General features: G+C 63.1%; 26 protein-coding genes. 10 read left to right on the forward strand and 16 right to left on the reverse strand.

What is annotated here, in order from left to right; all coding sequences use genetic code 11:
* Positions 1 to 12: 12 nt before the first annotated feature.
* From AAC029_RS01340 to AAC029_RS01385, 10 genes are all read right to left on the reverse strand, one after another.
* Positions 13 to 516, reverse strand: a complete 504-nt coding sequence (locus AAC029_RS01340; protein ID WP_339743131.1) for a F0F1 ATP synthase subunit B — start codon at positions 514 to 516, stop codon at positions 13 to 15.
* Positions 517 to 528: 12 nt separating this feature from the next.
* Positions 529 to 1,128: a F0F1 ATP synthase subunit B' gene (locus AAC029_RS01345; RefSeq protein ID WP_339743134.1), complete on the reverse strand. Its 600-nt coding sequence runs from the start codon at positions 1,126 to 1,128 to the stop codon at positions 529 to 531.
* A gap of 43 nt (positions 1,129 to 1,171) precedes the next feature.
* Positions 1,172 to 1,396: a F0F1 ATP synthase subunit C gene (locus AAC029_RS01350; protein WP_339743137.1), complete on the reverse strand. Its 225-nt coding sequence runs from the start codon at positions 1,394 to 1,396 to the stop codon at positions 1,172 to 1,174.
* A gap of 48 nt (positions 1,397 to 1,444) precedes the next feature.
* Positions 1,445 to 2,206 (reverse strand): F0F1 ATP synthase subunit A, encoded by a 762-nt coding sequence (locus AAC029_RS01355; protein ID WP_339743140.1) that lies wholly within the window; start codon positions 2,204 to 2,206, stop codon positions 1,445 to 1,447.
* Entirely contained in the window at positions 2,203 to 2,595 is a 393-nt protein-coding gene (locus AAC029_RS01360; protein ID WP_339743143.1) for an AtpZ/AtpI family protein, read from the reverse strand. The genes AAC029_RS01355 and AAC029_RS01360 overlap by 4 nt, the downstream gene beginning before the upstream one ends.
* 117 nt (positions 2,596 to 2,712) lie before the next feature.
* A complete protein-coding gene (smc, locus tag AAC029_RS01365; RefSeq protein WP_339743146.1) occupies positions 2,713 to 6,159 on the reverse strand; it encodes a chromosome segregation protein SMC in 3,447 nt (1,148 codons plus the stop codon).
* A gap of 112 nt (positions 6,160 to 6,271) precedes the next feature.
* Positions 6,272 to 6,991, reverse strand: coding sequence for a thioredoxin domain-containing protein (locus AAC029_RS01370; RefSeq protein ID WP_339743149.1), 720 nt, complete (start codon positions 6,989 to 6,991; stop codon positions 6,272 to 6,274).
* A 4-nt stretch (positions 6,992 to 6,995) separates the two neighbouring features.
* A complete protein-coding gene (locus AAC029_RS01375) occupies positions 6,996 to 7,751 on the reverse strand; it encodes a thioredoxin domain-containing protein (protein ID WP_339743153.1) in 756 nt (251 codons plus the stop codon).
* A 156-nt stretch (positions 7,752 to 7,907) separates the two neighbouring features.
* Entirely contained in the window at positions 7,908 to 8,681 is a 774-nt protein-coding gene (locus AAC029_RS01380; protein ID WP_339743156.1) for a thioredoxin domain-containing protein, read from the reverse strand.
* 18 nt (positions 8,682 to 8,699) lie between these two features.
* The gene (locus AAC029_RS01385) at positions 8,700 to 9,233 is read right to left on the reverse strand and encodes a DUF721 domain-containing protein (protein WP_339743159.1); all 534 of its coding nucleotides are present in this window, start codon (positions 9,231 to 9,233) and stop codon (positions 8,700 to 8,702) included.
* A gap of 47 nt (positions 9,234 to 9,280) precedes the next feature.
* On the opposite strand from AAC029_RS01385, the gene mutY reads away from it, so the two are divergent.
* Complete coding sequence (gene mutY, locus AAC029_RS01390) at positions 9,281 to 10,345, forward strand: A/G-specific adenine glycosylase (RefSeq protein ID WP_339743161.1); 1,065 nt, start codon at positions 9,281 to 9,283, stop codon at positions 10,343 to 10,345.
* Positions 10,346 to 10,358: 13 nt separating this feature from the next.
* Here the strand turns inward: mutY and AAC029_RS01395 are convergent, their stop codons facing one another.
* The 5 genes from AAC029_RS01395 to AAC029_RS01415 form a co-directional block, all read right to left on the reverse strand.
* Positions 10,359 to 11,438 carry a site-specific DNA-methyltransferase gene (locus AAC029_RS01395; RefSeq protein WP_339743163.1) on the reverse strand — a complete coding sequence of 360 codons (1,080 nt, stop codon included), beginning with the start codon at positions 11,436 to 11,438 and terminating at the stop codon, positions 10,359 to 10,361.
* A 124-nt stretch (positions 11,439 to 11,562) separates the two neighbouring features.
* Entirely contained in the window at positions 11,563 to 12,144 is a 582-nt protein-coding gene (locus tag AAC029_RS01400) for a ribonuclease HII (protein ID WP_339743165.1), read from the reverse strand.
* A 149-nt stretch (positions 12,145 to 12,293) separates the two neighbouring features.
* The gene (locus AAC029_RS01405; RefSeq protein ID WP_339743167.1) at positions 12,294 to 13,148 is read right to left on the reverse strand and encodes a hypothetical protein; all 855 of its coding nucleotides are present in this window, start codon (positions 13,146 to 13,148) and stop codon (positions 12,294 to 12,296) included.
* 73 nt (positions 13,149 to 13,221) lie between these two features.
* Complete coding sequence (locus AAC029_RS01410) at positions 13,222 to 14,340, reverse strand: PA0069 family radical SAM protein (RefSeq protein WP_339743169.1); 1,119 nt, start codon at positions 14,338 to 14,340, stop codon at positions 13,222 to 13,224.
* A 104-nt stretch (positions 14,341 to 14,444) separates the two neighbouring features.
* Positions 14,445 to 15,272, reverse strand: a complete 828-nt coding sequence (locus AAC029_RS01415; protein WP_339743171.1) for a uracil-DNA glycosylase — start codon at positions 15,270 to 15,272, stop codon at positions 14,445 to 14,447.
* A gap of 165 nt (positions 15,273 to 15,437) precedes the next feature.
* Here AAC029_RS01415 and AAC029_RS01420 point away from each other — a divergent pair, with 165 nt between their 5' ends.
* Genes AAC029_RS01420 through AAC029_RS01435 form a run of 4 tightly spaced genes read left to right on the forward strand, consistent with a single transcriptional unit; the run spans position 15,438 to position 20,731 of the window.
* Entirely contained in the window at positions 15,438 to 17,111 is a 1,674-nt protein-coding gene (locus AAC029_RS01420) for an electron transfer flavoprotein-ubiquinone oxidoreductase (protein ID WP_339743173.1), read from the forward strand.
* A 56-nt stretch (positions 17,112 to 17,167) separates the two neighbouring features.
* Positions 17,168 to 18,859 carry a tetratricopeptide repeat protein gene (locus tag AAC029_RS01425; RefSeq protein ID WP_339743175.1) on the forward strand — a complete coding sequence of 564 codons (1,692 nt, stop codon included), beginning with the start codon at positions 17,168 to 17,170 and terminating at the stop codon, positions 18,857 to 18,859.
* Positions 18,856 to 19,728: a 4-(cytidine 5'-diphospho)-2-C-methyl-D-erythritol kinase gene (locus AAC029_RS01430; RefSeq protein WP_339743177.1), complete on the forward strand. Its 873-nt coding sequence runs from the start codon at positions 18,856 to 18,858 to the stop codon at positions 19,726 to 19,728. The genes AAC029_RS01425 and AAC029_RS01430 overlap by 4 nt, the downstream gene beginning before the upstream one ends.
* Positions 19,721 to 20,731, forward strand: a complete 1,011-nt coding sequence (locus tag AAC029_RS01435) for a hypothetical protein (RefSeq protein WP_339743179.1) — start codon at positions 19,721 to 19,723, stop codon at positions 20,729 to 20,731. Before AAC029_RS01430 ends, AAC029_RS01435 begins: the two co-directional genes overlap by 8 nt.
* Positions 20,732 to 20,740: 9 nt before the next feature.
* Here the strand turns inward: AAC029_RS01435 and AAC029_RS01440 are convergent, their stop codons facing one another.
* Entirely contained in the window at positions 20,741 to 21,760 is a 1,020-nt protein-coding gene (locus tag AAC029_RS01440) for a polyprenyl synthetase family protein (RefSeq protein WP_339743181.1), read from the reverse strand.
* Between the two features lie 122 nt (positions 21,761 to 21,882).
* Here AAC029_RS01440 and AAC029_RS01445 point away from each other — a divergent pair, with 122 nt between their 5' ends.
* The 5 genes from AAC029_RS01445 (at position 21,883) to glyS (ending at position 26,740) form a co-directional block, all read left to right on the forward strand.
* Positions 21,883 to 22,098 (forward strand): DUF2007 domain-containing protein, encoded by a 216-nt coding sequence (locus AAC029_RS01445; RefSeq protein ID WP_339743183.1) that lies wholly within the window; start codon positions 21,883 to 21,885, stop codon positions 22,096 to 22,098.
* The gene (locus tag AAC029_RS01450) at positions 22,095 to 22,832 is read left to right on the forward strand and encodes a methyltransferase (protein WP_339743185.1); all 738 of its coding nucleotides are present in this window, start codon (positions 22,095 to 22,097) and stop codon (positions 22,830 to 22,832) included. The genes AAC029_RS01445 and AAC029_RS01450 overlap by 4 nt, the downstream gene beginning before the upstream one ends.
* A 121-nt stretch (positions 22,833 to 22,953) precedes the next feature.
* Positions 22,954 to 23,856, forward strand: coding sequence for a glycine--tRNA ligase subunit alpha (locus AAC029_RS01455; protein ID WP_339743187.1), 903 nt, complete (start codon positions 22,954 to 22,956; stop codon positions 23,854 to 23,856).
* Positions 23,853 to 24,311 (forward strand): GFA family protein, encoded by a 459-nt coding sequence (locus AAC029_RS01460; protein ID WP_339743189.1) that lies wholly within the window; start codon positions 23,853 to 23,855, stop codon positions 24,309 to 24,311. Before AAC029_RS01455 ends, AAC029_RS01460 begins: the two co-directional genes overlap by 4 nt.
* Before the next feature lie 14 nt (positions 24,312 to 24,325).
* Positions 24,326 to 26,740: a glycine--tRNA ligase subunit beta gene (gene glyS, locus AAC029_RS01465; protein WP_339743191.1), complete on the forward strand. Its 2,415-nt coding sequence runs from the start codon at positions 24,326 to 24,328 to the stop codon at positions 26,738 to 26,740.
* The last annotated feature ends 25 nt before the right edge of the window (positions 26,741 to 26,765 follow it).

The following is a 26,765-nucleotide window of genomic DNA, read 5'->3' on the forward strand; positions in this document are numbered from 1 at the left end:
TGCTGACGCGATCTAGTTGAACTGGGTGCCGATCAGCTTGATGTCGGCATCAAGCAGCTTGTTGAGATCCGCCTTCTTCATCGAAGAGGTGAGCAGGCGTTCGGCGGCGGCGGCTGCCAGATCGGCAGCAGCGGCGCGCACTTCGGCGGCGGCCGATGATTCGGCTTGGGCGATGCGCTGCTCGGCCAGGACGGTGCGGCGCTCAAGGCGCTCGGCCATATCATCGCGAGCCTGCTTTTTGAGGATTTTGGCTTCATTCTTGGCTTGGGCGACGATGGCTGCAGCCTCGTCAACGGCTTCCTGCTGCCGGCGCTGGAAGCTGGCGAGCAGCTCCTGGGCCTCTTCGCGCAGGCGCCGCGCTTCGGTGATCTCATCGGAAATGCCCTTGGCGCGCGCGTCCAATTGCTTGGCGACCAGGCCGGGAACGCGGACATAGATCATCACACCGATGATGATGAAGAACGACAGGGCGACCCAGAAGGCGGCCTCGTTTGGATGGATCCAGTCGAAATTCATGATGTGCGTCCTTTAGCGACCGTCGCTGACGGCGGACTCGATCGATTTGTCGTCGAGCTCGGCCCCCGTCAATGATGTGATAATGGCCCGTGTGGCGTCGACAGCGATCGAATTGACCTTTGCCAGTGCCTTCGTCCGCATGTCGGCGATCCGCTCTTCGGCGGCTTCCTGACGCTTGGCGATCTCAAGATCGGCGAGATCCGCTTCGGCAGCCATTTCCTGATCAACTGCGGCGCGATTGGCCAAGACCAGACCATGCGCCTTGGCGCGGGCTTCCGAGAGCAGTCTTTCATATTCGGTCGCCGAGTCGGCAGCCTTTTGCCTGAGGTCGGCGGCCGTATCCAAATCGTCGGCGATACGGTCGCGCCGTTCCTCAATCGCATTGCGAATGCGCGGAAGGACGACCTTCCACATCATCATGAAGAGCACGGTGAAGGTGACCGCCAGCCAGAACAATTGTCCCGGCCAGGTCGAGACGTCCAGCTGCGGCAAGCCGCTGCTGGCATGTGTCTCGGCGGCATGTTCGACCACCGCATGGGCTTGATCGGCGGCGGCTTCGCCATGCGGCTGTGCCTGGCCGATCAGCCATGTGGATTCGGAGAAATTGATCATCTTCGATGCTCTTTGAACGGCAATGGGAACGGGTGGAGAAAAATCAACCGAACAGGATGATCATCGCCACGACGAAGCCCAGCAGACCGGTAAACTCGGTCAGGGCGAAGCCGATCAGAAGATTGGTGAACTGACCTGCTGCGGCAGATGGGTTGCGCAGAGCGCCGGCCAGATAATGGCCGAAGATCGTACCGATACCAACGCCAGCGCCGCCGAGGGCGATAGCTGCAATGCCTGCACCGATTTGCTTGGCTGCTTCGATTTCCATGGGATGGCTCCTGTTGAATAAGGTGTGTGGCTGGAAGGGTGAAAAACTCTAGTGCGTCGGATGCAGTGCATCATTGAGATAGATGCAGGTCAGCACCGCGAACACATAGGCTTGCAGGAAGGCGATCATCAACTCGAGCGCCGTCACCGCCGTGGCAACGGCGAGTGGCATCACGGCGGCGGCAATACCAACCGCGCCGATGCTCGAGAGTGACAGGACGAAACCGCCGAACAATTTGAGCAGGGTGTGACCGGCCATCATGTTGGCGAACAAACGAATCGCCAGCGAGAAGGGACGGCTCAGGAAGGAAATTACCTCGATCGGAATGATCAGGATATACATCAGCGGCGGCAGGCCAGCCGGCGCGAACAGCTTGAGAAAGCCGAAACCGTTCTTGGCGAAGCCGGTGATCAAAACCAGGGTGAAGGAGATCATCGCCAGTGCGAAGGTGACAACCAGCTGGCTGGTGATCGTATAGGTGCCTGGGAACATGCCGATCAGATTGGCGACCAGAATGAAAGTGAAGAGCGTGAACACATAGGGGAAGAATTTGCGGCCTTCCTCGCCCATGATCGAACGCACCATATCGGCGACGAAACCATAGAGCAGCTCGGCGATCGACTGCGAGCGGGTCGGGACCATGGCGCCGCGACCGGTCAACGCGATCAGTCCAAAGCTGGTGACCAGCGTCGTCACGATCATGAACAATGCCGCATTGGTGATGGTCAGATCGATACCGAACAGGGTCGGCAGCTCGAGAACGGGCTGCACGACGAATTGGTGCATCGGATCGGTGGCGAGCATCATCATTCTTCTTCTTTCGTCGCGTCAGAACCCGGCTTGGCGCCGGCATCCCGTCCAGTATTTTCGGCTTTCGCCGCAGTCTCAGCATTCGCCGCTGCCGCTTCGCGCATGATATTGCGCAAGCCGGCCGCAAAACCCAGTATCAGTCCGACCAGCATGCCCCACGGCGCGATGTCGAAAAACTTGTCCGCTGCCCAGCCCAGTGCGGTCCCGACCAATACACCACCGGCAAAGCCGCTACCGTATCTGACGCTGACACTCCAGGCATTGCTCGTATCGTTCTCTTGCGGGGTCTTGCCGCGGTGCTGCGCGATCTTCTCGCTCAGGCGCCGGTCAAAATCCTTCAGATCCTCGCTACGGTCGGGTGTTTTCGGTCTATCGTCTCGTTCAGACATGGAAATCGGTCCGCCAGCCGAGCCTCCCGGCAGGCGCGCGCAAACTAGACTCGGCCCCTTGGAGTGTCAAGCAAAGGCGCGTGTCCAATAAATCTTTGAAAAAATTGCGGAAAACACTCATTCCGCGGCAACCAGCTGTTCCGCGCCGACAAGGTCGACCGATACCAGCTGGGAAACGCCTCTTTCGGCCATGGTGACGCCGTAGAGCCGGTCCATGCGCGACATGGTGAGCGGGTTGTGAGTGATGACGAGAAAGCGCGTTTCGGTCATCCGCCGCATTTCATTGAGCATGCGGCAATAACGGTCAACATTGGCATCGTCGAGCGGCGCATCGACTTCGTCGAGAACGCAGACTGGTGCCGGATTTGACAGGAAGACCGCGAATATCAATGCCGAAGCGGTCAGCGCCTGCTCGCCGCCCGACATCAGCGACATCGTTTCCATCTTCTTGCCCGGCGGACAGGCGTAGATTTCCAGCCCGGCCTCGAGCGGATCGTCATTCTCGGTCAGGCGCAATTCGGCTTGGCCGCCTTCGAACAGGGTCGCGAACAGGGTGCGGAAATGCCCGTCGACGACGTCGAACGCTTCCAGAAGACGGGCACGGCCTTCGCGAGACAACTGGTCGACGGCCTTCCGCAGGCGGTCGATGGCCGCAAGCAAATCGTCGCGTTCACGGCTCATATCCTCAACGCGCTTCGCCAATTCCTCGGCTTCCTCGTCGGCGCGCAGATTGACGGCGCCCAGCCGGTCGCGTGATTGGCGCGCTTCGTCGAGCCGGCGTTCCACATCGCCGGCCGAAAGCGATTCGAGCTCCTCATCGCTGACATGCTTGGACAGGGTTCCTGGTGCCTCACCGGTCGCATCTTGCAGGCGCTCGGTGGTTTCGCTGAGCCGGTCACGGGCCGAGCCAAGCCGGGCCTCGGCGGCGGCGCGGCCTTCGCGCGCCGCGGAAGCAGCGTGTTCGGCCGAGCGGGCGGCGCTATCGGCGGCCTTGAGCTGGTCCTCGGTGCCTGCTGCCGCAGCGCGGGCCTCGCTGGCGGCGTGTGTCGCAGCTTCCAGCGTATCGGTGAGGGCGTGCAGATTCTGTTGCAACATGTCCGGCCGCATCAAGGCCTGGTCGAGCGCGGACTGGGCCTCGGTGCTTTGTTCGGCGATCTGTCCGATTCGCTCGGCTGCGGTCTGGCAGCGTTCGGCCCAGGCATCGCGGTCGCGCTTGGCAGCGAGATGGCGCTGCCGGCGCAATTCCGATTCGCGGCGCACGCTTTCCAGTGCCGCCCGTGCATCGGCAGCAACCCGGCGGGCATTATCAGCTGTGCTGCGGGCGCTCTCGAGCGCCTCAGTGTCATCGCCTGCGGTCTCGGCCTCGGTGACCAGGCCGGTGGCGGCCGCGAGCGCGGTCTGGCTTTCGGATTGTTCAAGTTCGAGGCGTTGCAGGCGTTCGCCCAGCGCATCAGCACGCGCCGAGGCCTTGGCCGCCGTCTCGCGCAGGCTGGCAATGCTGTCCTGGGCGGTGCGTACAGCGCGTTCGGCAGGGGCGATGGCGGCGCGGGCTGACTGTTCGGTCTGGCGGGTTTCGGCCAGGCGGGCCTGGGCGGTCTCGCGCAGGTTTGTGGCCTCGGCAAAAGCGGCCTCGCTGCCTGCCAGCTCTTCGCGAATTGCGTCGAGGCGATTGCGTTGCTCCAGCCGGGCGACGGCGGCGGAGGGCGCGTCGGCTCGCGCAACCAGCCCGTCCCAACGCCACAGATCGCCATCGCGGGTGACCAGACGCTGGCCGGGTTTCAGCTTGGCGGCTGCCGCCTCGGCCTTCTCCGGCTTGATGACACCGACGGCATCGAGGCGCGCCTTCAGGGCTGCAGGAGCCTCGACATGGTCAGACAGCGGCACACAGCCGCCGGGCAGGGCTTCGGCATGGCAATCGGTCTTGTGCCAATGGCGCGCCGCGCTCTCATCCAGCGAAGCATCGAGATCATCGCCCAGCGCTGCCGCGAGGGCATGCTCATAGCCGGGGCGGGCACGCACCGCATTGAGGGCCGGCGAGACGCTGCCCTGCATTGCGCTGGCAAGCAGGCGTTCGATGGCCGTCGCTTCGCGCTCAAGGGTCTCACGCTCGGTCGCCAGTTCGCGCAGCGCTTCGATTGCAGCCTGTTGGCCGGTCTCGGCATCCTGGCGTGCGAGTTCGGCGGCTTCGAGCGCCGTCTTGGCAGCTTCGCGCGCGGCCTCGCTCTCGGTCAGCGCGGTCTGGGCGGTCTCAAGTTCGGACAGAGCCGAGGAGGCTAGCAGGCGTTGGCGCTCGTCGCCGGCTGTCGTGATTTCGCGCTCGATTTGATCGAGGCGCGCCGCGAGCCGCTCGGCATCGCGCCGGGCGCTTTCCAGTGCGGCCTGGCGCGCCGCCGCATCGCCGGCCTTGGCGTCGAGCAGGGCTTCTTTTTCCCGGCGATGGGCGTCCGCATCGAGGGCGGCGGCTTCGGCGCCGGCCAGCGTTGATTTTTCGCGCGCCATTTCCGCTTCGAGCCGTTCAACCTCGGCGCTGGCCTGGTCGCGGCTGGCGGTGGCGTCGTCGACGATATGCTGTTCACGGCCGGTGGCAGAGGCGAGCTCGCGCAGGCGTTCCTCGAGGCTGGCAATGCTCCGCTGGACTTCAGCGGCATCGCGTTCGATCCGGTCGCGCTCGCGCTCGAGATGTCGCAAGGCAGCCGCGGCTTCGGCCTCTTTCAGCCGCGCCGGCTCGCGCATCGCGGCAAGGATCTCCGCCTGGGTCCGCGCTTCAGCGGCGGCCGCAGTCGCTGTTTCTGCCGCTTCACGCTTTTCGACCAGCGCCGCTTCGCTCTCTTCGACCAAGCTCGCGGCCGCACGCCAGCGATTGAGCCAGACGCTGGCTTCCAGCGTGCGGATGCTGGCCGAGAGCTTGCGGTAGCGTGCCGCCTGGCGGGCCTGTTTCTGCAGCGAACCATGGCGGGCACTGAGCTCGTCGATCACTTCCTGCAGCCGGTCGAGATTGGTTTCCGCGCCGCGTAGCCGTAATTCGGCCTCGTGGCGGCGTGCCCTGAGACCGGAAACACCAGCGGCTTCTTCGAGAATACGGCGGCGATTTTCCGGCTTGGCGGCGATCAGCTCGCTGATCTGGCCCTGGCGCACCAGGGCGGCGGAATTGGCGCCCGAACCGGCATCGGCGAACAGGAGCTGGACATCCTTGGCCCGCACTTCCTCGCCATTGATCTTGTAAGCCGAGCCGGCGCCACGCGCGATCCGGCGCGTGACATCAAGACTGGCCGCATCATTGAAACGGGCCGGGGCGCGTTTGTCGGAATTGTCGACGGTGAGCATCACCTCGGCATGATTGCGTGCCGGGCGGTTGTCGGTGCCGGAGAAGATCACGTCTTCCATGCCGTCGCCGCGCAGGGATTTGGCCGAGGTGGCCCCCATCACCCAACGTAGAGCTTCAAGCAGGTTGGATTTTCCGCAACCATTGGGTCCGATCACGCCAGTCAGGCCAGGGTCGATCCGCAAGTCCACGGGATCGACGAATGATTTGAAACCGGTCAGCCGGAGCTGCGTGAATTTCACCCGACCTCCATCGCGTTAATGCTCATAGCTTTCGATCACCGCCGACCGGCGATCGGGTCCTGTACTCTGTCATGGCCCGGTATCAATGCGTGAAACACGGGTCCGGGCCGCGCTATTCCGCGTCGCCGTCGAGGAAGTGAAGGACGATTCGGCGCAGCGTGTCTCCGTCCAATTGTCCGGGGACCGTGTCTCCATTGATCAAAAGCGGCTCGTCGCCCCAATTGTAGATCGCACCTTGCGGGGTCATCGACAGGGCCAGGATCTTGCCGCGGATGATGAAGCTCGGCGTGCCGGTGATGCCATCTTCATTCGCTTGCACTGCTGCGGCATTGACCATTTCCGACATTGCCGGATCGCCGAAACAGGCGTTCAGCGCTTCTGGCGACAGGCCGACAGCACCGCCGATCCGGTCATAGACCGCCCCGACATTGCCTTGGGCCTGTGCGGTCTCGAAAATTGTGGATTGTTCGGAGAATAACAGGTCCGTCGCGCTGAAATACCGGCTCTCATCGGCGCATTCGGCCAGTACCATGCCGATCGCCGCGAGTTGTGGCGGTGAGGTCAACATCGGCCGGAAGATATAGCGCACGCGACCGGTCTCGACGAATTCGTCGCGGATGACCGGCCAAGCTTCGGTTTGGAAATGGGCGCAATGCGGGCAGGCGAAGGAGGCATATTCCACCATCACCAGCTCGGCACCCGCGGACCCTGTCGCGTGATCGCCTGGCCGCTCCGCCTGGGCGGGGGACTGGGCGCTGGCAGCGGCCGTGAGTCCGGCCAGTATAAACAGCGCGAGCATCAGGCTGCAGAATAGATGAGTAATCGGTTTCAAGGGCTCAGTCCTCTGCGTCTGCGGGATCGGATCCTTCCCCAGTCTCCGTGTCGAGTTGGGCAAGAAGATGGTCGAGAATTCGGCGATAGGTATCCGCATCGACGCGTGCAGGCACCGGCTCGCCATCGAGCAGAATTTGGGTGTCTCCGAGGAAATATGTCGCCCCGGCCGCACCGGAAGCCCGGCGCGCATCAAGCTGCTCCCCGTTCAGAAAAATGCGCGGCGTGCCGTTGACGCCTTCGCTCATGGCGCGATCATTCGAGGCGATGATTGGCGCACTGATGTCCGGATTATTGAGGCAGGCATCAAACGCTGCCTCGCTCATCCCCATCGAGCGGGCGAGGATGAGATATTGATTGCGCGCGCCGCCCGGCTGGCCGGCGGCTTGGAAGATCGCGTTCTGTTGCTGGAATAACAGGTCGACCATGTCGAAATACCGCTCGGGTGCGACGCAGTGGGCAAGCGAAAACCCAACAACCGCCAATTGGGCTGAGCCGTTGAGCATTTCGCGCAGGACGAAGCGGACCTTGCCTGTCTCGATATACTCAACGCTCAGCATCGGCCAGATCGCGTCGTGGAAGTCGGCGCAGGCGTGACACGCGACCGATGCATACTCGGTGATGGTCAGGCGGGCGTCGGTGCTACCAATTGCGTGATCATCGGCGCGTTCCAAGCCAGTTTGAACGTCGCCAGCCGGAGCGGATCCACCGCTGCAGGCGCCGACAGACAGGGTCAAGGCGACCAAAATCGCAGGAAACATGGTTCGGATCGGTTGCACAGCGGCACACTCCCCTAGGTTAGATTGGATAGCCAGTCCGATACGTGCGCGTCGTGAGACAGCGAGGCGTGGGCTGCAGTCGCCGCGCCGACCCGCTCGGGAATGGCGCTGCGACTGAAAGCTGCCCGCTCCCGACGCTTATTCCTGCTCGCCTGCGGCCGCGGCTTCCCCGTCGCTTTCGCCATCCGACTGGGCGAGAAGATGGTCGATCAGGCGGCGGAATGTGTCCGCATCGACAATGCCCGGTACCGGCTCGCCATCAATCATTACCTGGCGGGTGCCGAGGAAATAGGTGAACTCGCTGGCGCCTGGGGCCCGACGGGCTTCCAGCAATTCGCCGTTGAACAGGAAGCGCGGCGTGCTGTCGATGCCATCGGCGAGGGCTTGCTCGTGCGAGGCAACGATCTCGGCATTGATATCCTGGTTATCGAGGCAGGCTGTGAAAGCCGTTTCGCTCATCCCCATTGATGCGGCGATGGCGAGGTATTGGCTACGCGCACCTCCGGGCTCGCCGGCAGCCTGGAAGATCGCTCTTTGCTGTTGGAACAACAGATCGATCATGTCGAAATAGCGCTCGGGCGCGACGCAATGCGCCAGGGCGAAGCCGGCGATCGCAAATTGCGGCGAACCGGTAATCATTTCGCGGAACACAAAGCGCACCTTGCCGGTCTGGATATAGTCGCTCTCAAGCATCGGCCAGACTTCCTGGTGGAAGGCGGCGCAATGGCTGCAGGCGACTGAGGCGTATTCGATCATGGTCAGCGGCGCCGTGGCGCTGCCGATGCCGCGATCATTGGCGCGCTCATAGCTCGACTGGCTGTCGCCGGCCGGAGTGGCATCGCCGCCGCAGGCGCTCAAGGCCAGGGTTGCGGTCAAGGCGATGGCTGAGAATACGCGTCGGGTCAGTTGCATGGCGGGTGTCCCCCTGAATCACAAATCGGTGCCGTTGCGGCCTTTGACACTATTGCCGTAACGATCAAGCGCGGACAATAGCCGCGCCTCGAGGGATTCCTCTACCCTCTCGCTCACCTGCGGTGCGGCTGGCGGCTTTGCCGTCGGCCGGGCGGCGGGCAGGGGAGCACGTGTGGCGCCCTGCAAAACGCGCAGGCGTGTCGGGGCACGGTCTCCGGCAAACAGGCGCACGCGCTCAAGAATTCGCCGACTCTCCGCCTGCAGCACGGCGGCAGCCGGGCCGCGCGCGCGGATCACCAAGACCTTGTTGCCGGCCGAATTCTGGATCGCTTCCGGCATGCACCATTCGGCCAGACGCGCGCCTACAATTTCCGGCCAGTGCTCGACCAGTCGCTCGACCCCGACGCCAAAACGTTTGGCCAATGGTTTGAGAATGCGTTCGGCAGCCCGTCCGGCTGGTGGCGCGGCGCGGATAGCACGGCGTCCGCGATGCGATTCGAGGAAGCGGCGCGCCTGCCGTTCGAGAGTTGACGAAGGGGGTTTCGAGACCATGCTGGCAGTGTCGCCTCGATAAGGCCTCGCTGCAAGTTACGGAACATATGGCCGCGCTGACCAAAATTGACGCCCTGCGCCAGGCCCTGCTTGGCTGGTATGACCGCGAAGGCCGCACTCTGCCCTGGCGCCGGCGGCCGGAAGACCGCCGCGCGGGGCATGTAGCCGATCCTTATGCGATCTGGCTGTCGGAGATCATGCTGCAACAGACCACCGTGCCGCACGCAACGCCCTATTGGCATCGCTTCCTCAAGCTGTGGCCGCGCGTCGAGGACCTCGCCGCCGCGCCGCGCGAGGATGTGATGCGCGAATGGGCCGGGCTGGGCTATTACGCCCGCGCCCGTAATCTGCACGCCTGTGCCGGGGTGGTCGCCAATGAGCTCGATGGGCATTTCCCCGACACGATGGATGGCCTGCGCGCGCTGCCCGGGATTGGCGATTACACTGCCAATGCCATTCTCGCCGCCGCCTTCGACAAGCCGGCCAGCGTTGTTGACGGCAATGTCGAGCGCGTCCTCACCCGCTTTTACCGAATTCAAACACCGATGCCGAAGGCCAAGCCGGAGATCCGCCGCCTTGCTGCCGAGCTCGCCGATCCTGTTCGTCCCGGCGATTACGCCCAAGCGATCATGGACCTCGGCGCTACAATCTGCACCCCGCGCAGCCCCGATTGCGACGCCTGCCCGTGGGGCTCTGCCTGTGAGGCCAGGGCGCAAGGCGATATGCTCGAATTTCCACGCAAGCTGAAGAAAATCGCCCGGCCGATCCGTCATGGCACCGCTTGGCTGGTGCGGCGCGGTGGCAGGATCTGGCTGCGCCAACGCGCAGACAAGGGCCTGCTGGGGGGGATGATGGAAGTGCCGTCGAGCGAGTGGGGTGAGGCCGGCGCGGCGGGTGAGCCGCCTTTTGAGGCCAGCTGGGAGGATCGCGGGGAAATTCGCCACGTCTTCACCCATTTCGAATTGCGCCTGTCCGTGCACGAAGCCGAGGCGGGCCCTGGCTGGGAACCGCAAGAAGGCATCTGGGCGGATGGCGCTGCGCTACAGGACCACGCCCTGCCGAGCGTGATGCACAAGGTGGTCTCGCGGCGCAAAGACGTTGGCGGCCGCTAGTTATTCACAGGAGTCAGTTTTCGAGCGTCGCCCGAACCTCGGCCCGCATCACATCGATCGGGGCGAGGCCCTGCTTGGTGCGGATATGCCAATAAGTCCAACCATTGCACGACGGTGCGCTCTGGATCTGGGCACCGACCTGATGGATCGAACCGGAGCGGTCACCGGCGATAATCGAGCCATCGGCGCGCACACGGGCGGTGTGTTGGCCCTTGGGCGAGTAAAGCGTATCGCCCGGCTTCACCATACCGCGTTCGACCAGCGTGCCGAAGGGAATGCGGGTCTGGGCGCGCGGTGACTGGGTGACGCACATCGCATCGCTGCTGGCCGGCTGGATTTCAGCGAGCCGTGCGCGGGCGACTTTGAGATATTCGGCATCGCGTTCAATGCCGATATAATGGCGGCCGAGACGTTTGGCGGCGGCGCCAGTCGTGCCGGTGCCGAAGAAGGGGTCGAGCACGAGATCGCCTGGATTAGTGGTCGAGAGCAGGACGCGGTGCAGCAGCGATTCCGGCTTTTGCGTCGGATGCGCCTTCTTGCCGTCCTCGCCTTTGAGACGCTCACCACCGGAACAGATCGGCAGAGACCAGTCGGAGCGCATCTGTACGCCGTCATTGAGGGCTTTCATCGCCGCATAATTGAAGGTTGGACGGCCGTCCTTGGTCTTGGCGGCCCAGATCAGGGTCTCGTGCGCATTGGTAAAGCGCGTGCCCTTGAAATTCGGCATCGGATTGGTCTTGCGCCAGATGATGTCATTGAGGACCCAAAATCCGGCATCCTGCAGGATGCCGCCGACGCGGAAAATATTGTGATAGCTGCCGATCACCCAGATGGCGCCGTTCGGCTTGAGCACGCGGCGGGCCTGTTCCAGCCAGCTCCAGGTGAAGAGGTCGTAATCGTCGAAACCGCCGATCTGGTCCCAGTCATTATCGACCGCATCGACTTTGGAATTGTCGGGCCGGTGCAGGTCGCCGCCGAGCTGGAGATTATAGGGCGGGTCGGCGAAGACGAGATCGACGCTCGCATCGGGAAGCGTTTTCATCACTTCGACGCACTCGCCCTCGAAAATCTGATCGATCGGGGACTTCACCATAACGCACCACTCCACTCGCCTGCATGAGGGGCTGTTCTCAGCCATTCAGGCCTAACGGGTCGTTAAGTCCGAATCAAGTTATCCACAAGGAGTCCGAATTTGACCCGCGAGTCCGATTCTGCGTCTAGCGGTTTTCGAGCGCCGTTCGGACCGGCGCATAGCTGAAACGGTGAATCGGGCAAGGGCCGAGCGCGATCAGAGCGTTACGATGAATGGCGCTGGGATAGCCCTTGTGCCCCTCAAACCCGTATCCGGGAAAACGCAGCGCGGCGCGCAGCATCAGCGCGTCGCGAACCGTCTTGGCAATAATCGAGGCCGCGCCAATCGCCGCTTCCGTGGCATCCCCCTTGATGATCGCCTCGGCGCTGCAGGGCAGTCCGACCGGCACGCGATTTCCATCGATCAGAACATGTCCGGGCGCCCGTGGCAGATTGCGCACCGCGCGCGCCATGGCCGTCATCGTCGCCTGCAATATGTTGAGCCGGTCAATCTCCTCCGGCTCGGCAATGCCAACCCCAACCCAAGCATATTGCCGGATCTGCACGGCGAGGCTGGCGCGCCGCTTCTCGGAAATCGCCTTGGAATCACCAAGCCCGGCAATCGGCCGGGCCGGATCCAGGATTACCGCCGCCGCCACAACAGGCCCGGCGAGCGGGCCGCGCCCGGCTTCATCGACGCCGGCAATCAAGGTTTGGTCCATGGACATGATCGGCTTCCCGGTGAGCGGTCGCCGAACCTATCCCGGTGGTCGGCCAAAATCATGTCCCGGCACCACCCTCATTCAGGCTGACAAGCGTGCTGCCGGTTGCGCCTGTATGCCCCGCTGTACAGGCAGGGACGGAGGGCCGGTCAAGCCTAGCTCTCCACCCGCTCTTCAAGCCTTGTCTTGCGGGTCGGTCCACCTTTCATTCGGCGGTACCAGAAGAAAAGGGCGCCGATCGGAACGCAAACTGCGATGACCCAGGGGCCTATGCCCTCGCGCAGAATGCTAGCACCGAAGACGAGAAAACCAATCAGGTTGAGCGATGCGCCGGACTCACCGGTCTGTATGGTGGGTGAAGCAAGCCACCAGGCGCCGGTGCTCCAATTGATCGCGAATTGCGGGTAGCAGCCGATCAGGATGAAGAGGGTCCAGAGGATGCGGCGCTTGATCTGCGGCGTGCGGAACATGGCGATCAGGGTGAACAACACAAATAGGGGCACCAAGATCGCTGCGACACCGAAAATCTTGTGGCTCAGGGTCAGCTCGCTGAAGGCGGGCGGTGTGGCCACTTGCTCAGGCGTGGGGGTGGTGAACCTGAATCTGTTGATCACCCATACTCCGGTTTCATCGGAGGTCATCTCCAGGCGCAACATCAGAACCTGCTCGTCCCAGGTCAGCGTGTGGACCGTTGCGAGCGTCCGCTGCGTCCCGGCGTTGAGGGTCGCGCTTGCGCCAAGATAGGCGTAGGTCAATTTGACCTCCTGCGGCGGGCCTTCGGGCAGCAGTTCGAGAATTTGCGGCAGGGCGGCCTCGATGGCCGCCTGATCGATTTCCGGGTTGAGGTAGGGGCGGAATGCCTCCAAATCGTGATCCGAGACCGCTGCGATCAATTCGGCCAGCATGGGTTTTGCGTCGTCCGGCACGATACCGGCCACCATTTCGTTGAAATTGCAGCCGCTGAGAACAAGGGCGCAAAGCCCCAGACACAGGTTTCGGGCAAGTTTCATGATGATGTTTCCCCCAGCACAATCTGTAATCAATGCGCGGCAGGGCTGCAATCGAATAACTACCCTCGGGCGCTCAGAACAGGCTGGGCTGTGTCGCCGAGCCGAGCGGGCGCTCGAAAGCGGCGAAATCGGGCACGGGCCGCGCGCCATCCAGACCGCTGCGTTTTACCGCCGCGCGAAAGCGCGCTGCGATCAGCTCGGCATAGGGGCCGGTGCCGCGACCGCGTGTGCCCCAGCTGGCGTCATAATCCTTGCCGCCGCGCATCTGGCGCAACAGCGACAGAACGCGGGCTGCGCTGTCGGGGCGTTTATCGGCGAGCCAGTCGCGGAACAGATCCTTGATCTCCAAGGGCAGTCGCAGCAGCACATAGCCGGCCCGGCTGGCACCGGCGGTCGCCGCTTCGGCCAATAGCGCTTCGATCTCGTGATCATTCAGCCCCGGTATCACCGGCGCCATCATCACCGTTGTTGGGATGCCGGCCTCGCTCAGCCCTTTGATCGTTTCCAACCGTCGGTGCGGTGCGGCGGCGCGTGGCTCCAGATCTCGCGCCAGCTTTCGGTCGAGCGTGGTCAGCGAGATCGCACCCGAGGCAAGGCCGGCGCGCGCCATCGGGGCGAGAATGTCGAGATCACGTAGCACCAGCGCCGATTTGGTGATGAAGCTGACCGGGTGTTTGTAGCGGGCGAAGACTTTGAGGATATCGCGCGTCGTTTCCAGTCTGCGCTCGAGCGGCTGCCAGGCATCGGTATTGGCGCCGAGCATGATCTGGCGCGGCCGATAGCCCGGCTTGTTGAAGGCCGCCTCGAGCAAGGCGGCAGCATCGGGCTTGGAAAAGATCACGCTCTCGAAATCGAGCCCTGGCGAATAGCCGAGAAAGGCGTGGCTGGGCCGGGCGTAACAATAGACGCAGCCATGCTCGCAACCCCGATAGGGATTGATCGACTGGTCGAAGGAAATATCAGGCGAATTATTGGTCGCGATGATTGAGCGCGATGTGTCCTTCAGAACGATGGTCGCCAGTTGCGGCGGCGTCGCATCGCCCTCAGTCCAGCCATCGGTCCAGCCATCATCAAACGCTTCGCGGCTCGTCGCTTCAAACCGCCCGGAAAGGTTTGACCGAGCACCTCGACCCCGGGGCGGCGGGGTCTGGATTGGGGCATTTTGGGCGTAGCCTCCAGGGCGCTCGGTCATGAGCTGGACTATGACTCAGATTTAGAACAAATCAAGAACAAAAATTATAAAGGCCATGAATTTTCCACGAGCGGGATCGCGGCGTCATTCGCAATCGGGTGTGGTCAGCCCTCCAGCCGTTTCGCCAGCGCCAGCATGTCCGGCCAGACGAAACGCTTCTCCGTTGGGCGCTTGAGGAGATAGGCGGGGTGGAAGGTCGGCAAGGCGGGGATGGTGTTGCCCGTTGGCTCGCCCGCCGCGTCGCGCAGCGGGTAGTCGACCCATTGGCCGCGCAGCTTGGTGATGTTCTCGCTGCTGGCGAGCAGGGTCCGCGCAGCGATATCGCCAGCCAGGATGAGAAGGTCCGGCTTGATCAGCGCGATATGGCGCTCGATGAAGGGCAGGCAGGAGGCGATTTCGTCTTGGGTCGGGCTGCGATTGCCCGGCGGACGCCAATTGATGACATTGGTGATGTAGAGCTGGTCCGGCGTGAGCCCGATCGAGGCGAAGATCCGGTCGAGCAAAAGCCCGGCGGGGCCGACAAAGGGTTGGCCCTCCATATCCTCATCGCGGCCGGGCGCCTCGCCGATAATCATGATTTTCGCCGCCGGATTGCCGCGGGCGAACACGGTATTGCGCGCTGTATTGCGTAGCGGGCAGCCGTGAAAGCCTTCAATCGCCGTGCGCAGCGCGTCCAGCGTGTCGGCCTTGGCCGCCAGTTCGCGCGCCCCCGGTCCGTCACTGACTCCATCGCCAAAGCCGGCGGCCTTGGCCGAGGCCGCTGTCGCCGGGCGGGGTTCGGTTGAACGGGGCTGGCTCGCTGGAGCGGATGCTGTAGATCGGCTCGCCGCCGGTGCTGCCGCCGCGCGCGGACGTACAATCGGTTCGTCGAGCGGGATTCCAGCCTCCTCCCACCAAGCGATCAGCGCCTTGAGGGCTTTTTCGTCGGCCAAGGTGAGGGGGGAGGTTTGAATGGTCAGTCCTTACGTGAACGTCAACGTCACAAATTTGGCTTCCCTGCGCCGCAAGCGCTGGATGCCGGGGCGATCCTAAGCTATGACCGGATAGCCGCAAGCCGGATATGTGCTGATTCCGTATAGACAAGAGGTCGCTTCCCCATGACTGACGCCGCCATCGAACGCGAATCCATGGATTATGACGTTGTCATCGTTGGAGGCGGGCCCGCTGGCCTGTCCGCTGCGATCCGTCTCAAGCAGCTCGCCGCCGAGGCCGGGGCCGAGGTCTCGATCGCGGTGCTGGAAAAAGGCGCCGAAATCGGGGCTCACATTCTGTCCGGCGCCGTGGTCGACCCCAAGGCACTCAACGAGCTTTTGCCCGACTGGAAGAATATGGGCGCGCCAATCAATGATGCCGTGAAGACCGACATCTTCGAGATCTTGGGTCATCACGGTTCGATCAGCCTGCCGACCTTCTTTTTCCCGCCGCTGATGAGCAATCATGGCTGCCATATCGTGTCGCTGGGCAATGTCTGCCGCTGGCTCGGTGAGCAGGCCGAGGCGCTGGGGGTCGAGATTTATCCCGGATTTCCAGCTGCCGCGCTGGTCGAGGAAGACGGCGCCATCAAGGGCGTCGTGACCGGCGATTTCGGTGTCGCGAAGGACGGGTCCCACAAGGACAGCTATCAGCCGGGCATGGAATTGCGCGGCAAGTACACGCTGATCGGCGAGGGCGTGCGCGGATCGCTGGCCAAGCAGCTGATCGAACGTTTCGATCTCTCCGCCGGCAAGGAACCGCAGAAATTCGGCATCGGCCTGAAAGAGCTGTGGCGCGTGAAGCCGGAGAACCACAAGCCGGGCATGGTCAAGCACACGATGGGCTGGCCGCTCGACGGCAAGACCGGTGGCGGCTCCTTCATGTATCATTATGGCGAGAACCTGGTCTCGATCGGTTTCGTCGTTCACCTCAATTACAAGAACCCTTATTTGTCGCCCTTCGACGAGTTCCAGCGTCTGAAAACCCATCCGGCAATCAGTGCGACGCTGGAGGGCGGCGAGCGTCTGTCCTATGGCGCCCGCGCCATCACCGAGGGCGGCTATCAATCCGTGCCGAAGCTCGCCTTCCCGGGCGGCGCGCTGATCGGTTGTTCCGCCGGTTTCGTCAACGTCCCGCGCATCAAGGGCAGCCATAACGCCATGAAAACCGGCATGCTCGCCGCCGAAGCCGCCTTTGCCGCAATCCAGTCCGGCCGCGCCCATGACGAGCTCAGCGAATACCAGGCCGCCTATGAGAATTCCTGGGTCGCCAAGGACCTCAAGCGCGTCCGCAATGTCAAACCGCTCTGGTCGAAATTCGGTACGCTTCTCGGCGTCATGCTTGGCGGCATCGACATGTGGTGCAATACGCTGTTTGGCGGCTGGTCGCCCTTCGGCACGATGAGCCATGGCAAAACCGATGCCGCCAGTCTTGAGCCGGCTTCGCAGCACACGCCGATCGCCTATCCAAAGCCCGATGGCGTGCTGACCTTCGACCGCTTGTCGTCGGTCTTCATCTCCAACACCAATCATGAGGAGAACCAGCCGGTTCACCTCAAGGTCGCCGACATGGCTCTGCAGGAGAGCTCGGAGCTGGGCGAGTTTGCCGGTCCGTCGACGCGCTATTGCCCGGCTGGTGTCTACGAATGGATCAAGGATGAGGTCAGCGGCGAGGAGAAGTTCCAGATCAACGCCCAGAACTGTGTCCACTGCAAGACTTGCGACATCAAGGACCCGAACCAGAACATCAACTGGACGACGCCCGAGGGCGGCGGTGGTCCGATGTATGCCAATATGTAGTCCACCACCGGTATTGAGGCCTTGCGCGCAGACGCGCGAGGAAGGAGCATGACGCCATGATCAAACTCTTGCGCGTCCTGCCCCTGTTTCTCACCGTCTTCGCCATGGTGTCTTGTGCCTCCGTGCCCGATGACGACCGTTCGGCCTATGGCGCCTTCCTGGCGGCCCGCCATGCCGGAGTGAATCGCGATGCCCAGGGCGCGGCGGATTATTATGCCGAGGCGCTGCGTCGCATGCCTGGCGACGCTATTCTGACGGATCGCGCCTATGTCACGGCCGTTCTGGCTGGCGAAATGGATCGCTCCGTCGTGTTGGCAGAGGCTAGCGCAGCAGAGGGCGATCCGAGCCGCCTGGCCAGCCTCTATCTCGCGGCGGATCAGATTGACAAGCGACGCTATGCACAGGCGCTCGACACCTTGCATGGCGCGCCGGACTTCGGCCCGTTCAACACATTTCTGGCGCAGATCTGGACGCAATGGGCTCTGCTCGGCAGCGGTGCCGTGGATCAAGCACTGGCCGGGGCGGAAGCGCTGTCATCGCCGGGCTTCCTGTCCCCCTTCATTCCGATCCATCGTGCCATGTTGTTCGACGCCGCTGATCGCGTCGAAGATGCCGATGGTGCCTACCAGGCGGCTGTTTTCGCTTCGCCTTTCCCACGCATGGCAACCGAACTCTACGGAAATTTCCTTGAGCGACAGCGGCGTCCCGCCGACGCCATCGCGCTCTACCAAGCCTATCTGGAAGGCGATCCACGCGATGCCAGCATCCAACAGGCGCTTGATCGCGTGACGGCCGGCGGCCGCCCAGCGCGACGCCCGACAATTGCTCAATTCGCCGCCCGTTCGGCCTTCGGCCCTGCAGCCAGCCTCGCCTCCCAGGCCCAGATGGACATGGCGGTTATCTACCTGCGCATGTTGCAACGGCTCGACCCGAATGATGCCGCAATCCGCGTCATGCTGGGCGAGACTTTGCAGCGTATCAGCCTGCCAGAACTGGCTCTGGTCGAATACGCCGCTGTCCCGGACGGTCCGTTCAAGACCGCCTCCGAGATCGACCGCATCTGGCTGACGGCCCGGATGGCCCGGATGGACACAGCGACCGTGATGGCGCAGCAGCTGGTTGATCGCACCGGCAATACTGAGGCCCGCTTGATCCTGGCTGATCTGCTTCGGGTCCAGAACCGGTGTCCCGAGGCTGCGGAGCTGTATCGCAGTGTCATCGTCGACCGTCATGCGGCGGGCTTGGTGGATGATTGGCGGCACTATTATTATCGCGCGGCCTGTCTTTACGACAGTGAGGACTGGTCGGTTGCAGAGGCGGCTTATCTGGAAGCGCTCGACGTGGCGCCGAATGAGCCGCAAATCCTCAACGATCTCGGCTATTTGTGGATCGATCACGGGGCCAATATCTCGCGCGCTTTCGAGATGGTGTCGCGGGCGGCCGAGCTGGAGCCCGAGCAAGGCAATATCGTCGACAGCCTCGGCTGGGCGCATTACCGCCTCGGCCATTACGAGGCCGCGGTCAACGAACTGGAGCGCGCTGCTGCGCTCGACCCCGGCAATGCGACGATCAACTATCATCTCGGTGATGCCTATTGGCAGGTCGGACGCCAGCTTGAAGCCGGCTTCCAATGGCACCGGACGCTCGATCTCGAGCCCAATGATGCTGAGCGCGCCGGGTTGGAGGTGCGGCTGGAATCGGGTGTGCCTGCAGCCGAATCCGTTCCGATCGAGGTCGAAGGTCCGTGACTGGCAGCGAAATCGTCGAACGCGCTGCGGCCAAGGTCAATTTGACCTTGCGTGTGGGCCGCGCGCGCCAAGACGGCTATCACCCGCTCGACAGCCTGGTGGTGTTTGCCGATTGGGGCGACACAATCACCGTTCAACCGGCGCCCGGTCTGACGCTGACTATGTCCGGAGAGGCGTCGCGGGCGTTGGCGGGCGAGGGGGCCAATCTGGTGTTACGTGCTGCCCGGGCCTTGCAGGCTGCGGCGGGCCTGCGGGTTGGGGCGGCGATTCATCTGGAAAAACTGATCCCGGTTTCGGCAGGTCTGGGCGGTGGTTCGGCCGATGCGGCGGCGACATTGCGGGCACTCAACCGGCTGTGGCAGCTGGGATGGACGGTGGAAGAATTAGCGCAATTGGCGCTGAATCTGGGGGCCGATGTGCCGGCCTGTATCTATTCGCGCCCACTCAGGATGCGTGGAATTGGTGAATGGATTGAACTGCTTGACGGTCTGCCGCCGCTATTTGCGGTGATCATCAATGCCGGAATTCCAGTCTCGACGGCTGCCGTTTTCCAGGCCTTCGACAAGGGCAATCCGGCGGCGCTGATCGAGTCAGCGCCCGCGCTGGAGGCCTTGTCTGACTGGCTTGCAGCGGAGCCGAATGATTTGCAGGCGGCGGCGATTGGTGCTGTGCCACAGATTGCCCGGACCCTGGAATTGCTCGCTGCGACGGGCCGGCCGAGCCTGGTGCGAATGTCGGGGTCGGGAGCCAGTTGTTTCGGGCTTTACAATAGCTTGGACGAGGCGCAGCAGGCGGCGGTGATGCTGCGGGCGGCATTGCCGGACTGGATGATCATGCCGGTGCAGTTGGGGGAGGGCGGACATGTCTGAGATCTGGCCCCTGCTGGCGGCTTTCGTGACGGCGCTTCTGCTCGGCTGGGTGATGCGTAGGGCGGCAATTATTGACCGACCCAATCAACGTTCCAACCATGAAAAGCCGACGCCCCGTGGTGGGGGGATCGGGATATTAGCCGGATTTTTCATTGCTTTAGCGCTGATGCCAGAACAGGCGCCGGCGAGCGGTGCGATGCTGGCGGGGCTGGCCCTGTGCGGCGGGATCGCTGGCGTGACGGGTCTGCTCGACGATCTTTTCACCCTGCCCGAAGCGCTCAAATTCATCATTCTCGCGGCGATCAGCCTTGCCCTGGCAGCGATGGCCGGACCTGTTCGCGAACTTGTCGTTAGCCTGCCGTGGATTGTCGGTTTGGCTGGCACTGGCCTATGGGTCTTTACCTGCTCGAATGCTGTTAATTTCATGGATGGCTCGGACGGGCTGATCGCGGCCTGTCTGATCCCGGCCTGCCTCGTGCTCGGATTGGCGGGTGGCGACGATGTCGCGATGGCAAGCCTGGCCCTCGCCGCGGCTCTGGCGGGTTTTGCGGTCTGGAATGTGCCGCTGATCCGGGCGCGCGGAACCCTGTTTGCCGGCGATGCCGGCGCGCTGGGGGCCTCGGTCCTGTTCGCGGGGCTGGCGCTGCGCTGGGCGGCGCTGGGGCCGAGCGGAACCGTCTGGCTGGCGCCGCTGTTGATTCTGCCGCTGCTCGGCGACGTCTTGTTGACGATGGCGGCGCGCGCCAAGGCGGGGCGGCGCCTGTTTGCACCGCACCGGGCGCATGCCTATCAGTTGTTGATCCGCACCGGGCTGAGCCATCGCCGAGTGGCGGCGATCTGGGCCGGGCTGAGCCTGGCTTGCGGCGCGCTGGTGCTGATCGGCGCGGCGGGGCCGGCGGGGTTGAAAATTGGCGTCTTTGTGATCGGCATCGCCGGCTTCACAGTCTTTCACCGCATCGTGCGCCGGCGTGCCGCTGCAGCCGGCGAGGACGTGACGCAATAGGCAGAAAAATCAGTGGCCGCGGGTGACGACGAAGCTGGCCAGGGCTTCCAGCGCCAGGCGCCATTGATTGGCCGGGAAGATCGACAAAGCGTCGCGCGCCTTGGCGGCGCGGGCGCGGGCGGCTTCGATGGTGGCTTCGAGGGCACCATGGCGGCGCATGCAATCGAGTGCAGTTTCGAAATCGCCCTCGTGCTGGTCGAGACGGCCGATCACCCGATCCCAGAATTCGCGTTCGGTCTTATCCGCCGACAGGATGCACAGCGCGACCGGCAGGGTGACCTTGCCTTCGCGGAAATCATCGCCGACCGATTTGCCCAGCTTGGCAGCAGCGCCATCATAATCGAGCGCATCATCGACCAGCTGGAAAGCCAAGCCAAGCTCACGGCCATAGGATTCCAGCGCCTTTTCCTCGACGATTGGACGGGCCGCGACAATGCCGGCCACTTGGGCGGCGGCGGCAAACAGGGCGGCGGTCTTGGCGTCGATGATTTCCAGATAGGTCTCGACCGAGACGCCGGTATCCTTGACCGCAGCGAGCTGGCGCACTTCGCCTTCGGCAATCGTTGAAGCGGCGGCGGAGAGCACGCCGAGAGCTTTCATCGAGCCGGCTTCGACCATCAGGGAGAAGGAGCGGGCAAACAGGAAATCGCCGACCAGCACGCTCGACGCATTGCCCCAGACCAGATTGGCGGCGGCCTTGCCGCGCCGCATGCCGCTCTCATCGACGACATCGTCATGCAGCAGGGTCGCAGTGTGGATGAATTCAACCGCAGCGGCGAGCTTGATCGGGGCCTCGTCGCGGCAGCCAATCATGTTGGCGGCGGCGATGGTGATCATTGGCCGGACGCGTTTGCCGCCGGCTTCGATCAGATAGCGCGCCAGCTCGGGGATCAACGTCACATGGCTCTGCAGCCGGTCGAGGATCAACGCGTCGACGCGGCGCATGTCGTCAAAGGCAAGCACAGCGAGGCGCTCGGCGGCATTGCGCTCGGCCGGTTCAGGCATCAAGGCCGTCACTTTTTCACTCACAATGCTGTCCACGCCGGGAGTTTCCCTTGAAGCCGGTAGAAACCTGATGACAATAGAAATCCCCGCCATGTCCGGCAAGCGGCCATGTCGGTGGCAATTCAGCACAGGAGTTGGTGCCCCGCATGAAAGAGGTCCTGAAAACCAATGATCCGGTGCGGCTGTCCTACGCCCAGAGCCTGCTGAACGATGCCGATATCGAGGGCATTGTGCTCGATGAGGGCATGTCGACGCTCTATGGCGGCGGGCTGCCCTTCATCAAACGCCGCCTGATGGTGCTCGATGAGGATGAGGTCGAAGCCTTGCGGCTGCTGGCCGAACTCCTGCCGGAGGACGAATGAGCGAGACGACGCTCGACGGGCTGCTCGATGGCCGGGTGCAATTGCGCCAGTCGGCGCATGGCTATCGCGCCGGCATGGATGCGGTGCTGCTCGCTGCCAGCCTCGCAGCCAAGCCGGGCGAGCTATTGGTGGAGTTCGGCTGTGGACCCGGCGCAGCGCTGCTGTGTGCGGCGCAACGCATGCCCACCTGCAGCTATCTCGGCATCGAGATCGATCCCCAGGCCGTCGAGCTGGCGACCGGGAATATTGCCGCCAATCGGCTCGGCGAACGGGTGAGGGTGCGCCAGGGCGATATCGCAAAGCCGCTGGGCCCGCTCAAGGCCGCGCAGGTCTTCTTCAATCCGCCCTATTTTGACGATCCGACGGCCCTGCGCCTGCCCAAGGCGGAGAAGCAGCGCGCCTGGCTGGCCGGCGATGCGCGTCTGCCCGACTGGATTGGCGCTGCTGTCCGCGTGCTCGAGCCGAAGGGCCGCCTGACCCTGATCCACCGCGCCGATGCGCTCGGCGATATCCTGGCGGCGCTGGCGTCGCGTTTCGGCTCGGTCGCGATCCGGCCGGTGCATCCGCGGGCCGAACGCCCGGCCAAGCGGGTGCTGGTCACCGCCCGGCTCGGCGGCAAAGCGCCGCTGGTCATTTTGCCACCGCTTCTGCTGCATGATGATGGCGAAGCCGCGCATACCGCCGAGGCCGATGCCATCCTGCGTGGACAGGCGATGATCGCGATGGATGTCTGAGCGGGACTCCCCAAATGTTGCAGCGCAAAAAGATCAGCTGTCGCTGGCTTGATTACGACGCCCGGCTTGCCTAGTGTCCGGCCAAATTCAACCCGACTTCCGATCCGACGGGAATATTGCCATGGCCGCCGAAAAAGCGCCGTCCTTCCAGGACCTCATCCTGCGTCTGCAGCACTATTGGGCCAGCCATGGCTGCGCCATTCTGCAGCCCTATGATGTCGAGGTTGGCGCGGGCACTTTGCATCCGGCGACGACGCTGCGCTCGCTCGGCCCACGGCCGTGGAAAGCGGCCTATGTCCAGCCTTCACGCCGTCCCGGCGATGGCCGCTATGGCGAAAACCCCAACCGGCTGCAGCATTATTACCAGTTCCAGGTGCTGCTGAAGCCCTGTCCGGCCGATTTGCAGGAGCTCTATCTCGGTTCGCTCGACGCGATCGGGATTGATCGCGATCTGCATGATGTCCGCTTTGTCGAAGATGATTGGGAAAACCCGACCGTCGGCGCTTGGGGCCTCGGCTGGGAAGTCTGGTGTGACGGGATGGAAGTCAGCCAGTTCACCTATTTCCAACAGGTGGGCGGCCAGGATGTCGATCTCGTCTCTGGCGAGCTGACCTATGGGCTGGAGCGGCTGGCGATGTATGTCCAGGGCGTCGACAATGTCTATGACCTCGACTTCAACGGCGCCAAAGGGGCTGAAGCTCTGAGCTATGGCGATATTTTCCAGGAAGCCGAGCGGCAATTCTCCGCCTTCAATTTCGAGCATGCCGATGTCGACATGCTGACACGCTGGTTCGAGGACGCGGCCAATCAGTGCAAGGCGCTGCTGGTATTGGACAAGCCCTTGCCGCTGCCGGCCTATGATTTCTGCCTCAAAGCCTCGCACATTTTCAATCTGGTCGATGCGCGCGGGGCGATTTCGGTCGCCGAGCGCGCCAGCTGGATCGCCCGCGTGCGCGAACTGGCCAAGGGCTGCGCCGATGCCTGGGTGGCCTCGGAGCGAGCCCTGGTGGAGCGTGCATCATGAAACTGCCCCTGCGCGGTGGCTGTCAGTGCGGCTCTATTCGCTTCGAGATCACCAAACAGCCGATGACGCTGTATTGCTGCCATTGCACCGCCTGCCAGCAGCAATCCTCGAGCGCCTTCGGCATGTCGATGCTGGTCGAGCGCGACGGTTTTCGCTACCTCAAGGGCGCGCCGACGGCCTTCGAGGTCGAGACCAAAAGCAAGACCGCCAAGATGGGTCTGTTCTGCGATGCCTGCGGCACGCGCATCGCCCATGATACCAAGGGCAAGCCGGCTCTGTCGCTGAAGGCCGGCACGCTCGATGATCGGGCCAAGCTGCGCCCCGTCGGCCATATCTGGGTGCGTAGCGCCCAGGACTGGATGACGTTCAATGATGACGACCTGATTTATGAAGACGCGCCCGATGATGGCTATTTCGCTCTCATGGAACGCTGGTCCACCCAAGAACACGCCTGAACGGAACGCGTTTGATGTCTGAACTCCTGTTTGAAATCTTCTGCGAAGAAATTCCCGCCCGCATGCAAGCGCGCGCCGAGGCCGATCTGGCGCGCCTGTTGGGCGAACGCCTCAAGGCTGCCGGACTGGGCTGGGAGACATTGACGACATTCGCGGGACCGCGCCGCCTCGGCCTCGCCATCACCGGCCTGCCGGTGAAGACCGATGATGTTCGCGAAGAGCGCAAGGGTCCGCGCACCGACGCGCCGCAGCAGGCGATTGCCGGCTTCCTGCGCGGCGCCGGGCTGGACAGCCTCGATGGCTGCGAGAAGCGCGACGACAAGAAGGGTCAGTTCTGGGTCGCGATCATCGAAAAGCCGGGCCGGGCGACCGTCGATGTTGTCGCCGAGGCGATCCCGGCGGTGATGAAGGAATTCCCTTGGCCGAAATCAATGAAGTTCGGCGAGGACGACAAGCTGCAGCGCTGGGTGCGCCCGGTGCATCGTCTGCTCTGCCTGTTTGATGGCGCCGTCGTGCCGTTCGAGGTGTTCGGCATTGCCGCCTCCAACATCACCGAAGGCCATCGCCGCCACGGCCCCGGCCCGTTCGAGATCTCCGATTTCGCGCACTACACCAAAATCCTGCGCGAAAAGGGCCATGTCGTGCAACAGCGCGAAGAGCGCGAGGCGATCATTCTCGCTGGCGCGCGCAAGGTTTGCCAGGACGCCGGTCTGGAACTGGTCGAGGATGCCGGCCTGCTTCACGAAGTCGCAGGCCTTGCCGAATGGCCGGTGCCGCTGCTCGGCAAGATGGACCCGGATTTCCTCGATCTGCCGCCCGAAGTCATCACCCTGACGATGAAGACCCACCAGAAATACTTCGCCGTCCGCAAGCCGGGCGAAGCGGGGCTCGCGGCCAATTTCGTCGTCATCGCCAACCAGGCGGCACCGGATGGCGGCAAGGCCATCGCGGCGGGCAATGCCCGGGTGCTTTCGGCAAGGCTGTCTGACGCGCGGCATTTCTGGGATAATGATCGCAAGACGCCGCTCGACGAGATGGCCAAGGAGCTGACCAAGGTCACCTTCCACGAAAAGCTCGGCACCGTCGCCGGCAAGGTCGAACGTGTCGCCGCGCTGGCGCGCGAACTGGCGCCGATTGTCGGTGCCGATCCGGACCTCGCCGAAAAGGCCGCCCGCCTCGCCAAGGCCGATCTGGTTTCGGAAATGGTCTATGAATTCCCCGAGCTGCAAGGCGCGATGGGGCGCTATTATGCGCTCGACCAAGGCGAGGACCCCGCCGTCGCCGACGCGATCAAGGACCACTACAAACCGCAAGGCCCGACCGATGACGTGCCAACCGCACCGGTAACGGTCGCCGTTGCGCTGGCGGACAAGCTCGATACGCTGGTCGGGTTCTGGGCGATTGACGAAAAGCCTACCGGTTCGAAGGATCCGTTCGCGCTCAGGCGCGCGGCGCTGGGGGTAATCCGCATGATCGAACCGGCAAACATTCGAATCCAGTTACGGCCACTACTCTCAAGCCTTCTCTATAATTTGATTGATAGATTTAGGGATATTAAGCTTGGCGAGGATGACCACTCGCTGCAATTGCAGGTGAGCCGAGACGGCCGTGCCCGCTTGCTTGAGCTTCTCAATCGGAGCGTACTAGTTTTTGGTTTGTCAAAGCACCTCAACATAGGCGCTAAGGAGACCAGAAACGCTATCGCTCATGGTAAGTACGTGAGTGATGAAGATGTGGCGAAGGCGTGGTCCCTGCTCGACACCTTGATAGCTTGGTCGTCACTGCGTTTGCAGCTGCAGCGCGCAATGCTTGAGGGCGATGAGGATAGCGCTTCTTTTGCGCTGGCTGAGATTTCAAGGTTTACTGAGCGGTATGGCACCGCCTTCGACAAAATTGTTGCTGACCTTCTCGCGTTTTTCGCCGACCGACTAAGTGTCCACCTCAGCGATGATGGCACGCGCCACGACGTCATCGACGCTGTCTTTGCTCTCGGCGATGACGATCTCGTTCGTTCGGCACGGAAGTGCTTCGCGCTGGAAAACTTTCTACGAGAAGACGACGGTGTGGCCCTGCTGGCTGGCTTCAAACGGGCGGCGAATATTCTTCGGGCTGAAGAGAAAAAAGACGGGACGAGTTATGATGGCGCGCCCGACGCAGCCTATCTCGCTGCTCCGCCTCAAGCGCCGGAGTGGGCGCTGATCTCTGCGCTGGCCGATGCGCGGGCGCGAATCGCTGCGGCGCATACCGAAGATTTCACCGCCGCGATGGCCGCGCTCGCTCTGCTCCGCGCGCCAATCGATGCGTTTTTCGAGACTGTGACGGTGAACGTGGTGGGCGACCCCGTGTTGCGCCGCAACAGACTCCTTTTATTGTCCGATATCCGGGCGGCGATCTGTGCCGTGGCTGATTTCAATCGGATTGATGGTTGATGACGATGCTTGAACAGGGATTGAC

Source organism: uncultured Maricaulis sp., from assembly GCF_963975345.1.
Lineage (GTDB): Bacteria > Pseudomonadota > Alphaproteobacteria > Caulobacterales > Maricaulaceae > Maricaulis.

Coding starts and splice junctions, on each gene's coding strand:
- AAC029_RS01455 (WP_339743187.1), top strand. CDS start 22,954: ATGGCCGCCGAAAAAGCGCCGTCCTTCCAGGACCTCATCCTGCGTCTG.
- AAC029_RS01435 (WP_339743179.1), top strand. CDS start 19,721: ATGTCTGAGATCTGGCCCCTGCTGGCGGCTTTCGTGACGGCGCTTCTG.
- AAC029_RS01400 (WP_339743165.1), bottom strand. CDS start 12,144: ATGTCCATGGACCAAACCTTGATTGCCGGCGTCGATGAAGCCGGGCGC.
- AAC029_RS01375 (WP_339743153.1), bottom strand. CDS start 7,751: ATGTTTCCTGCGATTTTGGTCGCCTTGACCCTGTCTGTCGGCGCCTGC.
- AAC029_RS01460 (WP_339743189.1), top strand. CDS start 23,853: ATGAAACTGCCCCTGCGCGGTGGCTGTCAGTGCGGCTCTATTCGCTTC.
- AAC029_RS01355 (WP_339743140.1), bottom strand. CDS start 2,206: ATGATGATGCTCGCCACCGATCCGATGCACCAATTCGTCGTGCAGCCC.
- AAC029_RS01445 (WP_339743183.1), top strand. CDS start 21,883: ATGAAAGAGGTCCTGAAAACCAATGATCCGGTGCGGCTGTCCTACGCC.
- AAC029_RS01450 (WP_339743185.1), top strand. CDS start 22,095: ATGAGCGAGACGACGCTCGACGGGCTGCTCGATGGCCGGGTGCAATTG.
- glyS (WP_339743191.1), top strand. CDS start 24,326: ATGTCTGAACTCCTGTTTGAAATCTTCTGCGAAGAAATTCCCGCCCGC.
- AAC029_RS01420 (WP_339743173.1), top strand. CDS start 15,438: ATGACTGACGCCGCCATCGAACGCGAATCCATGGATTATGACGTTGTC.
- mutY (WP_339743161.1), top strand. CDS start 9,281: ATGGCCGCGCTGACCAAAATTGACGCCCTGCGCCAGGCCCTGCTTGGC.
- AAC029_RS01340 (WP_339743131.1), bottom strand. CDS start 516: ATGAATTTCGACTGGATCCATCCAAACGAGGCCGCCTTCTGGGTCGCC.
- AAC029_RS01425 (WP_339743175.1), top strand. CDS start 17,168: ATGATCAAACTCTTGCGCGTCCTGCCCCTGTTTCTCACCGTCTTCGCC.
- AAC029_RS01405 (WP_339743167.1), bottom strand. CDS start 13,148: ATGAAACTTGCCCGAAACCTGTGTCTGGGGCTTTGCGCCCTTGTTCTC.
- AAC029_RS01385 (WP_339743159.1), bottom strand. CDS start 9,233: ATGGTCTCGAAACCCCCTTCGTCAACTCTCGAACGGCAGGCGCGCCGC.
- AAC029_RS01350 (WP_339743137.1), bottom strand. CDS start 1,396: ATGGAAATCGAAGCAGCCAAGCAAATCGGTGCAGGCATTGCAGCTATC.
- AAC029_RS01380 (WP_339743156.1), bottom strand. CDS start 8,681: ATGCAACTGACCCGACGCGTATTCTCAGCCATCGCCTTGACCGCAACC.
- AAC029_RS01345 (WP_339743134.1), bottom strand. CDS start 1,128: ATGATCAATTTCTCCGAATCCACATGGCTGATCGGCCAGGCACAGCCG.
- AAC029_RS01410 (WP_339743169.1), bottom strand. CDS start 14,340: ATGACCGAGCGCCCTGGAGGCTACGCCCAAAATGCCCCAATCCAGACC.
- AAC029_RS01395 (WP_339743163.1), bottom strand. CDS start 11,438: ATGGTGAAGTCCCCGATCGATCAGATTTTCGAGGGCGAGTGCGTCGAA.
- AAC029_RS01360 (WP_339743143.1), bottom strand. CDS start 2,595: ATGTCTGAACGAGACGATAGACCGAAAACACCCGACCGTAGCGAGGAT.